We start from the raw sequence: 9,641 nt of genomic DNA on the forward strand, positions 1-9,641 counted from the left end.
CCGAAGCGACCCGGACGAGCAGCCGCACCGCCGTGCGCGCCGCGCGGTCGTGCGCAACGCGGCGGGTCCGCGGTCCGCCGTCTGGCGCGCGGGACGCCGGCTGCACGTCCCCCTGCGCCCCACCGGAGACCGTCCGGACGGCTCCGCGTTCGCTGCCGAGCTGGCCGGGCACACCGACGTCGCCGGCGCCTACTGGGACGGCGGGCTCGGCAGCGTGGTCCTCCACCTCGCCGAAGAGGCCGCCGCCGACCGCGTTCTCGACTGGATCGCCGATCGCTGCGGGCGGCACGGGCTGACGGCGGCCGAGCCCGGTGACTCCGCCCCCGCCCACCCCGGCGACACCTACGGCGTGCGGACCGCCGCCCTCGCCCTGGCGATGGACGTCGCCGGGCTCGCCGTTTCGGTCGGCACCCGGACGACGCGGCTGCACCCGGCCGTGCGCGCCGCCGTGTCGGCGGCCCGGGAACACCCGGCCGTCCGTGCCGCGCTCGACGAGCAGTTCGGCTGGTACACGGCCGAACTGGCGCGCGCGGGCGTGTCCGCGGCGGTGCGCGGGCTGAGCCAGGACCCCCTCGAACTGCTGCTGGACGCCGTCCTGCGAACCGGCCAGCTCACCGAGGCGATCGCCCGGCTCACCGCGTTCGACGCCCACCACGACGACCTCTGCTCGCCGGAGCGGCCCAGCCTCGGCGTGACCCCGGCGGAGCGCCGGGTCCGGATCCCCATGGAGGACTACGCCCGCAACGCCGTCGGCGGCGGCCTGCTCGCCGCCCTCGCCGACCTGCTGGTGCGCCGCAACGCGCGCGAAGCCGCCGAAGCGTTCCTCGCGGCGTCGCCGATGCCTGCCCGGTATGCCGACACCGCCTTCCACACCGCGATGGGGACCGCGTTCGCCCGCGAAGGCGTGCTCGTCCGCGACCCGGACCGGCTCAAGGCACTGGACACTGTGGACACCGTCGTGCTGCACGCCGACGCGCTGCACGGCCCGGACGGCCTCGACCCGCACGCCGAAGCCGTGCTGGACGCGGCCCGCCGGGCCGAGGCACGGGTGGTCATCGCCGGGGCCGGCGCCCGCGAGCGGCTCGGCGAGTTCAGCTCGCTCGCCGACGACGTCGCCGAGGAATCGTTCTCCGGGCTGGTGACGCGGCTGCAGGACGACGGCCGGGTCGTGCTCACCGTCGGGCGGCCGCCGGCGGCGTGCGCGCCGAACTGCGACGAGGTGGCGGGCCTGCTCGCCGGGGACCTCTGCGTCGCCCTCGCCGACCGCGGTGCCCCGGTGCTCTGGGGCGCCGACCTCGTCGTCCGGCCGGGGCTGACCCGCGTGTGGCGGGTGCTGCGGGCGGCCGCGGCCGCGCGGGTGAACAGCAAGCGGGCGACCCGGGTGGCGACCGCGGGCGGCTTGATCGGCGGCCTGCTGCTGATGTCCCGCCGCCGCCGGACGCTGGTGCCGGTCGTGCCGCGGCTGGACCCCGTGCTGCTCGGCGGGCTGACCGGCCTGACGATGGGCACGCTCGCCGCGGTGCGGGTGGCCGCCGCCCGGCCCCCGGCCGGCCGCACCCGGATCGCCTGGCACGAACTGACCGGCGAGGAGGTCCTCCAGCGGCTTGCGGACGCCCGAGCCGAGCCGACGAACTGGGAGCTGACGACCCGGCGGGTGCGGGCGGCCGCCGGGGCGGTGGCCCGGCACCCGGCCGCGGCGCCGGTCCGGTTCGGGACCGGCCTCGCCGCCGACGTCGTCGCCGAGCTGAACGACCCGCTGACCCCGGTGCTGGCCCTCGGCGCGGTCGCGTCCGCGGTGGTCGGCTCGCCGGTGGACGCGCTGCTGGTGGCCGCGGCCATGGGCCTGAACGCCGTCGTCGGCGGGGCCCAGCAGTTCCGCGGCCGCCGAGCGCTGGCGAAACTGCGGGACGACGAGCGGCAGCGGGCGCGGCGGGCAGGCGGCGAGGTCGTCGACGCGCGGGCGATCGAACCCGGCGACCGGATCGAGCTGCGGGTCGGCGACGTCGTCCCGGCCGACGCCCGGTTGCTGACCGCGGGCGACCTCGAAGTCGACGAATCCGCGCTGACCGGCGAGTCGCTGCCGGTCGCCAAGCAGCTCGACCCGGTACCGGGCGCCCCGATGGCCGAGCGCAGCTGCCTGGTCTTCGCCGGCACCACGGTGGTCAGCGGCGAAGCCACCGCGGTGGTCGTCGCGGTCGGCTCGGAGACGGTGGCCGGCCGGGCGGTCGAGCTGGCCACCCGCACCGCCGCCGCGGTCGGCATCCAGGCGCGGCTGCAGGACCTCACCCGCCGCGCCCTGCCGCTGACCATGCTCGGCGGCGCGCTCGTCACCGGCCTTTCGGCGATCCGCGGCCGTCCGCTGCGCCGCGCGCTGGCCGGCGGGGTCGCCATCGCCGTCGCCGCGGTGCCCGAGGGACTGCCACTCGTGGCCACCGTCGCGCAGCGGGCGGCGGCCCGGCGCCTGTCCGCGCGCGGCATCCTCGTCCGGGCGCCGCGGGCGCTGGAAGCGTTGGGGCGCTTGGACGTCGTGTGTTTCGACAAGACCGGCACCCTGACCGAGAACAAGCTGCGCGTGGTGACGACGACCGGGCCCGGCGGGGAGGCGCGCGAGCCGGGGCCCGAGGACGTCGTGGTGCGGGCCGCCGCACGGGCGTGCCCGGGCACGCTCGACGATCCCCACGTGCGAGCCCACGCGACCGACCACGCCGTGCTCGACGCCGCCGGCCCGGACGAGGGCTGGACCGAGCTCGCCGGGCAGCCGTTCGAGGCGAACCGCGGCTACTCGGCCACGATCGGCCGGGAGGGGGACGGCGAGGTGACGCTGCTCGTCAAGGGCGCCCCGGAGGTCGTCCTGCCTGCCTGCACCAGCGCGGAGGAGCTCGCCCGCGCCGCGGAAGCGCTGGCGGACCAGGGGTTGCGCGTGCTCGCCGTGGCGTCCCGGAAGGCGCCGCCGTCGCTCGACGACGACGCGGAAGTGCTGACGCACCTGGAGTTCCTCGGTTTCCTGGGGCTGGCCGACACGCTGCGGCCGACGGCCGGGCCGCTGATCGGCGGGCTGCGCGAGGCCGGCGTCTCACCCGTGATGCTCACCGGCGACCACCCGAACACCGCGCGAGCAATCGCGACGTCGCTCGGCTGGCCGTCCGACGCCCCGGTCGTCACCGGCGACGAGCTGGCCGCGCTCGATCGCGCCGGCCGGGCCCGGCTGCTGTCCGGCGCCGGCGTGATCGCCCGCGTCGCGCCGGAGCAGAAGCTGCAGGTGGTCGAGTGGTTGCGCGAGGCAGGGCGGGTGACGGCGATGGTCGGCGACGGCGCGAACGACGCGGCGGCCATCCGCGCCGCGGACGTCGGCATCGGCGTGCGCGCCCGGGCCTCGACCGCCGCCCGCATGGCGGCCGACGTCGCGCTGACCGACGAGGACCTGACCGTGCTGCTGGAGGCGGTCGCGGAGGGCCGCGCGCTGTGGCGGAGCGTGTCGGACGCGGTGGTGATCCTGGTCGGCGGCAACGCCGGCGAGATCGGCTTCTCGGTGCTGGGCACCCTGCTGGCGGGCGACTCGCCGCTGGGCACCCGCCAGCTGCTGCTGGTCAACCTGCTGACGGACCTGTTCCCGGCGATGGCGGTGGCCGTGACGCGTCCGGACGACGACCGTGCGCCGGGCGGCCTCGGCCCGGGCCTGAACCGCGCGATCACCAGCCGCGGCGTGACGACGGGCGTCGGCGCGACGACGGCGTGGCTGATCGGCCGGTTCACCCCGGGAACGGAGCGCCGCACGAGCACGATGGCCCCGTGCGGCCTGGTCGGCACCCAGCTGGCCCAGACCCTGCGCGGCCGCCGCCGCAGCCCCCTGGTGGTCGGGACGGCGGTCGGGTCCGCCCTCGCGCTGGCGGCGATCGTGCAGACGCGGGGGGTGAGCCGGTTCTTCGGCTGCACCCCGCTCGGCCCGCTGGCCTGGGCCGGCGTCGGCGCGGGAGTCGCGACCGGGGCCTTGACGTCGTCGTTGCCGATCCTGCGCCGGGAGGCGGTGGCGTCCACAGTGGACACCACCGCCGGCCGCTGAGGTCAGGCGCCGTCCACCGACCCCGGCGGCAGGAAGTCGACGTCGTGCAGGGCCGACAGCCGGACCACCTCGGCCGGGTCGCTCAAGTCGTGCAGCCGGTCGAACAGCTGCGCCAGCCGCCCGGCCGGGCTCACCCAGAACAGCGCGCGGGTGAGGGCATCGCTGCGGTTGTAGTAGGCGTGCGGAAGGCCTTTCGGCATCCGCACGGTGTCCCCGGGGCCGGCGGTCGTCCATTCGCCGTCGAGGTAGAGGGTGAAGACGCCGTCCAGGACGTAGATGTGCTCGTCCTGGGTGGGGTGCACGTGCGGCGGCACGCCGGTCCCGGGCGGGTCGAGGGTTTCGAAGGCGAAGCTGGACGCACTGGCGGCCTTCATGGCGTAGGTGTGGCCGAGGACGTTCCACACCTTCCCTTCCCCGGCGGGGGTGATGCCCTTGGGCAGGGGGCCGAGCACGATCTCTTCTCCGGTCATGGCAGGTCACTTTCCGGTGTCCCGGCCGCGTTGTCCAGGACCTCGGCGGTGAACCCGGCTCCGGCGGCGAGGCGGACGAGGTCGGCGCCGTGGTCGGCGGGCAGGAGTACGAGCGGGTAGCAGTCGGACTCGATGTCGAGCACGGCGAGGGCGGTTCCCGCGCGGTGCAGGCGGGTTCCGGCCTCCTCGAGGAAGTCGTAGGTCGGCAGCTCGCTCCCGGCCGGCGTCCAGACGTCATCGGCGATCGGTGCGGACCGCAGCCCCCGCAACCGGCCGGTGATTTCGTCCGGCGCCTCCTTCCAGTCGACCTCGGCGAGCAGCCCCTGATCGGCGAGGGCGTTGACGAGGGCGATCCACGGCAGCAGGTCGAAGGGCTCGTCGATCCCGCGCTCGTCGAGCCGGTCGGCGTGCGCCAGCAGGGTGGCGACCGCGAGAAGCGCGTCACGTGCCGTCATCGATGTCCTCCGTGGGGCCGGCGTCCGACCGGCAGATCACCCGGGCAGGCGGACCTAACGGACCAGTGCCGCCAAGGCCCGGCGGAGATCGGCCGGGTGGCGGATCCACACGTCCACCGCCGGGCCGTCCGGCGAAGTGAGCGTCAGGCACCCCTGGTCTCCCGGGCCCCACAAGGGAACCACCTCCGTCGTCCACGACCGGTCGAACGTCACCGGTCCCACGCCACGGTTGCGGTCCCCGGCCCTCGGCTTCCAGTGCAGCGAACCGTCCCGGAGGGACAGCCGGCCGAACAGCTCACCCACCTCGTCGGCGCGGCGGGCGTGGTGGCCGGGTGCCTTGGCGCCCAGGAGCAGTGCCGCCTGCACCGGCAGCTGGGCCGGCCACGACGGCGCCTGGCCCGCCGCCCGCCGCCGGCGCTCGGCCCGCGCGTCGCGCCACATGATCCACCGGAGCACCACGGCCAGCAGCACGAGCACGCCGAGCGGGGTGGCCACAGCCGGGAGCCAGCCGGTCTTGAGGCCCAGCACCGCCGTCAGCACCACCAGGTACCCGACGCCGAGCAGCGTCCGGGTGCGCCGGCGACGTTCCCGGTCCCGGCCGTATCCGGTCATGCCCACGTCCATTCGCGTTGCGTCAGCAGGCGATCGCGCGCCCGCCGTACGGAGAATACGTGCGCGGCGAACCGTTTCCTCAGTGCGCGCGGGCGCGCAGGTGCGCGCGTTCGCCGTGCCGGCCGAACAGGATCAGCAGCTCCACCGGCTTCCCGTCGGCGCTGCCGAGCCAGTGCGGGATCGTCGTGTCGAACTCCGCCGCCTCGCCCGGCGGCAGGACCAGGTCGTGCTCGCCGAGGACCAGCCGCAGCTGCCCGTGGAGCACGTACAGCCATTCGTGCCCCTCGTGGGTCTGGTGGTCCGGCTCCGGCGGCCGGTCCGCGCTCGGGATGATCATCTTGTAGGCCTGCATGCCGCCGGGCCACCGCGACAGCGGCACGAACGTCATGCCGTACCGGTGGATCGGGGTCAGGTGGATCCGGGGGTCGCCGGTGCGGGGCGCGCCGACGAGGTCGTCGAGCGGGACGTCGTAGGCGCGCGCCAGCGGCAGCAGCAATTCCAAGCTGGCCCGCCGCTGCCCGCTTTCCAGCCGCGACAGCGTGCTCTCCGAGACGCCGGTGGCGGCCGAGACGTCCGCCAGGGTCAGCTCTCGGTGCCGCCGCAGCGCCCGCAGCCGGGGGCCGACGGCGTGCAGGACGTCCTCGAAGTCGTCGCTCACCCGGCCATCTTGCCGGAACCGCAAGAAAGCGTGCCGGAACCGCCAGGGGCCGGTCAGGGTGGGGCCATGACACCGACCACCGAAGCGTCCCGGTTCTGGGACGGCCACTACGCGGCCCACTTCCCCGGCGGCGTGCCGCGGCCCAACGTCCGGCTCACCGAGGTCGTGCCCCCGCTGTCCCCCGGCCGGGCCCTCGACCTCGGGGCGGGTGCCGGCGGGGACGCGCTCTGGCTGGCCCGGCGCGGCTGGCGCGTCACCGCGGCCGACATCTCCGCCGTCGCCCTCGCCCACCTGGACCGCCTCGCCGGGGAACTCGGGCTCGCGGACCGGATCACCACCGAGCGGCACGACCTGGCCGCGACCTTCCCGGCGGGCCCGTTCGACCTCGTTTCCGCGCACTACCTGCACACGTCGTTCCCGCTGCCCCGCAACCAGGTGCTGCGGCGGGCGGCGGAAGCCCTCTCCCCCGGCGGCCGGCTGCTGGTCGTCGAGCACGGCTCGGTCGCGCCGTGGTCGTGGAACCAGGACCCGGCCGCTCTTCCCGCGTTGGAGGCGCCGCCACTCGACCCCGCGGAGTGGACCGTCGAGCGCGCCGACGCCCTGGCCCGCCGCGCCACCGGACCCGGCGGGCGGACCGCCGACGTCGTCGACCACCTGCTGCTCGTCCGCCGCACCGCCGGAAAGGACCCCCGATGACCCGGACCCGACGGCGGGACACCCCGCCCCCGCGCACCGGACCGGCCGAGAAGGACGTGCTGCGCGGCTTCCTCGACCACCTGCGGGCCGCGATCGTCGCGAAGGCCGAGGACGTGCCGGAACCGCAGGTCCGGACGCCCGGAGTCCCGTCGGGCACCTCGCTGCTGGGCTTGGTCCGGCACCTGGCCCACGTCGAGCGGTTCACCTTCCTCGGCGAGGACGTCGCCGACTGGCCCGGCACGTTCCGGCCGCGGCCGGACGAGACGGTCGCCTCGGTCGTGGCGGACTACCGCGCCGCGTGCTCGCAGGCGAACGCGGTCATCGACGCCTGCACCGACCTGACCCGGCCGGTGGCCCGCCCCGGCCGTGCCGCGCCGTCGATGCGCTGGGCCCTGGTCCACCTGATCGAGGAGACCGGCCGCCACGCCGGGCACGCCGACATCCTCCGCGAGCTGATCGACGGCAGCACCGGCCGCTGACGTGCCGGTCGTCGTGCTCGCCACTCCGATGTGGACGGTCAGCTGTTCCACATCCGGGCGGTCAGCCGGAGGAACTCACGGCCGTCGCCGACGCTCAGTGCCGCGCGGCGATCCGGGTAGACGTCCAGCACGCGGTCCACCCCGGTCAGCCGCAACGCGCGGCTCACCAGGGGGTTGCCGCCGGTGACGACGCGGAGCCGGGCGTTCTGGGCGGCGGCGTGGTCGGTCACCGCGCTCAGCGCGCGGACGCCCGCCGCGCCCAGGAAGTGCAGTTGCGCCAAGTCCAGCACGATCACCCGCGGTTCCAGGCTGCTCGCCAGCGCCGCGGCGACCGCCCCGACGACGACCAGCACCGTGCCGGCGTCGAGCTCGCCGGACAAGGTCAGGAGCACCGGCTCGCCGTGCGAGCACGAAACCCGCAACCGCCCCGCCGGGGACCCGAAGGACGCCACGCGAAAACACCCCATCCACCACGAGACCGGCACGAACAGGCATTGCGGCTCCTGCACGACCCGCTCGCGCGTCAGGCTAATAACCGTCTCCGGCTGATCACAAGGTGTGACCACCCGAGTCGACCCGATCGTGTTTCACCAGGGGAAGACGGGGGAAGTCACGCGGGGCGATCTGCTCTCAAGGAGGTTGTCATGGCGGCAACACCCGATCCGGCGTCCGCCGGGGTGCGCACGCTCATCCCGGCCCGCATCGACCGGTTGCCCTGGTCCCCGTTCCACACGCGGATGGTGGTCGCCCTCGGGGTGGCCTGGATCCTCGACGGCCTCGAGATCACGGTGGCCAGCGCCGTCGCCGACACGCTCACCAAGCCCGAGACGCTGCACATGTCGTCGGCGGCCGTCGGGCTGCTGGCGACGATCTACCTGGCCGGCGAAGTGGTCGGGGCGCTGTTCTTCGGCAGTCTCTCGGACAAGCTCGGCCGGCGGAACCTGTTCATGCTGACGCTGGCCGTCTACCTCGTCGGCAGCGGCCTGACCGCGCTGACCCTGGGCAACGGCGCGGGCTGGGTCATCTTCCTGTACGCCACCCGGTTCATCGCCGGCATGGGCATCGGCGGCGAGTACGCGGCCATCAACTCCGCGATCGACGAGCTGATCCCCGCCCGCTACCGGGGCCGGGTGGACATCGCCGTCAACGGCACCTACTGGGCCGGCGCCGTGCTGGGCACGATCGGCACCTACATCCTGCTCAACCGGATGGACCTGTCCCTGGGCTGGCGGCTGGGCTTCCTCATCGGACCGGTGCTCGGCCTGGTGATCCTGCTGGTGCGGCGGCACCTGCCGGAGAGCCCGCGGTGGCAGATCATGCACGGCAAGGCCGACGCGGCCGAGCAGTCGATCAAGCAGATCGAGGAGGAGGTCGAGCACGGCGGCCGCAGCCTGCCGCCGGTCGACGAGAAGAAGGCGATCGAGGTGACGCCGGCCGAGCAGATCGGGTACGTCGCGCTGGCCAGGGTGCTGTTCCGCGAATACCCGTCGCGGGCGGTGCTGGGTGCGTCGCTGATGATCAGCCAGTCATTCCTCTACAACGCGATCTTCTTCACCTACACGCTGGTGCTCGGCAAGTTCTACGGCGTCTCGTCCGAGGCGACGCCGATCTACCTGATCGCGTTCGCGGTGGGCAACCTGGTCGGCCCGTTCACGATCGGCCACCTGTTCGACACCCTCGGACGGCGCAAGATGATCTCCGGGACGTACGTCGTGTCGGGCGTGCTGCTGGCGATCACCGCGGTGCTGTTCTACGCGGGCGCGCTCAACGCGATCACCCAGACGATCGCGTGGTGCGTCATCTTCTTCTTCGCCTCCGCGGGCGCGAGCGCGGGCTACCTGACGGTGAGCGAGATCTTCCCCCTGGAGGTCCGGGCCAAGGCGATCGCGGTGTTCTTCGCCATCGCGCAGTGCTTCGGCGCACTCGGCCCGGTGATCTACGGCGCGCTGATCGGCACGGGCGAGCACCCGGTCCGCCTGTTCATCGGCTACCTGCTGGGCGCGGCGGTGATGATCGCGGGCGGCCTGATCGCCCGGTTCCTGGCCGTGGACGCGGAAGGCAAGTCCCTGGAGGACATCGCCCAGCCGCTGGCGGCCTCCGGACGCCGGGGCCGCACCCGTGCGGAAGGGGCGTCCTCGCCCTTCTCGACCTGACGGGACACCCGGCCCGAACGTCGCGAATGACTCATTCGGGACCTCCGACGTCCCGAAT

Annotated in this window: 9 protein-coding genes; 4 read left to right on the forward strand and 5 right to left on the reverse strand. The window is 74.7% G+C overall.

Going from position 1 to position 9,641, the window contains the following annotated elements; translation table 11 throughout:
• The first annotated feature begins 49 nt into the window (after positions 1 to 49).
• Positions 50 to 4,060: an HAD-IC family P-type ATPase gene (locus ACWDN5_RS34475; protein WP_449679227.1), complete on the forward strand. Its 4,011-nt coding sequence runs from the start codon at positions 50 to 52 to the stop codon at positions 4,058 to 4,060.
• Positions 4,061 to 4,062: 2 nt separating this feature from the next.
• Here ACWDN5_RS34475 and ACWDN5_RS34480 read toward each other — a convergent pair whose 3' ends face one another.
• The 4 genes from ACWDN5_RS34480 to ACWDN5_RS34495 all read right to left on the reverse strand — a co-directional run bounded on the left by ACWDN5_RS34480 (position 4,063) and on the right by ACWDN5_RS34495 (position 6,255).
• Positions 4,063 to 4,530 (reverse strand): cupin domain-containing protein, encoded by a 468-nt coding sequence (locus ACWDN5_RS34480; protein ID WP_449679228.1) that lies wholly within the window; start codon positions 4,528 to 4,530, stop codon positions 4,063 to 4,065.
• Positions 4,527 to 4,985, reverse strand: coding sequence for a DUF6630 family protein (locus tag ACWDN5_RS34485; protein WP_449679229.1), 459 nt, complete (start codon positions 4,983 to 4,985; stop codon positions 4,527 to 4,529). Before ACWDN5_RS34485 ends, ACWDN5_RS34480 begins: the two co-directional genes overlap by 4 nt.
• 54 nt (positions 4,986 to 5,039) lie before the next feature.
• Positions 5,040 to 5,597 (reverse strand): hypothetical protein, encoded by a 558-nt coding sequence (locus ACWDN5_RS34490; RefSeq protein WP_449679230.1) that lies wholly within the window; start codon positions 5,595 to 5,597, stop codon positions 5,040 to 5,042.
• Positions 5,598 to 5,676: 79 nt separating this feature from the next.
• On the reverse strand, positions 5,677 to 6,255 hold the full coding sequence (locus ACWDN5_RS34495) for a helix-turn-helix domain-containing protein (protein WP_310977288.1): 579 nt from the start codon (positions 6,253 to 6,255) through the stop codon (positions 5,677 to 5,679).
• A 66-nt stretch (positions 6,256 to 6,321) separates the two neighbouring features.
• Here ACWDN5_RS34495 and ACWDN5_RS34500 point away from each other — a divergent pair, with 66 nt between their 5' ends.
• Positions 6,322 to 6,951, forward strand: a complete 630-nt coding sequence (locus tag ACWDN5_RS34500; RefSeq protein WP_449679231.1) for an SAM-dependent methyltransferase — start codon at positions 6,322 to 6,324, stop codon at positions 6,949 to 6,951.
• On the forward strand, positions 6,948 to 7,430 hold the full coding sequence (locus tag ACWDN5_RS34505) for a DinB family protein (RefSeq protein WP_449679232.1): 483 nt from the start codon (positions 6,948 to 6,950) through the stop codon (positions 7,428 to 7,430). Before ACWDN5_RS34500 ends, ACWDN5_RS34505 begins: the two co-directional genes overlap by 4 nt.
• Before the next feature lie 38 nt (positions 7,431 to 7,468).
• On the opposite strand, the gene ACWDN5_RS34510 is transcribed toward ACWDN5_RS34505, so the two are convergent.
• Positions 7,469 to 7,882, reverse strand: coding sequence for an STAS domain-containing protein (locus tag ACWDN5_RS34510; protein ID WP_449679233.1), 414 nt, complete (start codon positions 7,880 to 7,882; stop codon positions 7,469 to 7,471).
• 192 nt (positions 7,883 to 8,074) lie between these two features.
• Here ACWDN5_RS34510 and ACWDN5_RS34515 point away from each other — a divergent pair, with 192 nt between their 5' ends.
• A complete protein-coding gene (locus ACWDN5_RS34515) occupies positions 8,075 to 9,583 on the forward strand; it encodes an MFS transporter (RefSeq protein WP_310977284.1) in 1,509 nt (502 codons plus the stop codon).
• The last annotated feature ends 58 nt before the right edge of the window (positions 9,584 to 9,641 follow it).

Source organism: Amycolatopsis sp. NPDC003731 (assembly GCF_053586895.1).

Bases quoted from the DNA above. Each gene is read 5' to 3' on its own strand.
- ACWDN5_RS34480 (WP_449679228.1), bottom strand. From the start codon at position 4,530: ATGACCGGAGAAGAGATCGTGCTCGGCCCCCTGCCCAAGGGCATCACC.
- ACWDN5_RS34485 (WP_449679229.1), bottom strand. From the start codon at position 4,985: ATGACGGCACGTGACGCGCTTCTCGCGGTCGCCACCCTGCTGGCGCAC.
- ACWDN5_RS34490 (WP_449679230.1), bottom strand. From the start codon at position 5,597: ATGACCGGATACGGCCGGGACCGGGAACGTCGCCGGCGCACCCGGACG.
- ACWDN5_RS34500 (WP_449679231.1), top strand. From the start codon at position 6,322: ATGACACCGACCACCGAAGCGTCCCGGTTCTGGGACGGCCACTACGCG.
- ACWDN5_RS34505 (WP_449679232.1), top strand. From the start codon at position 6,948: ATGACCCGGACCCGACGGCGGGACACCCCGCCCCCGCGCACCGGACCG.
- ACWDN5_RS34515 (WP_310977284.1), top strand. From the start codon at position 8,075: ATGGCGGCAACACCCGATCCGGCGTCCGCCGGGGTGCGCACGCTCATC.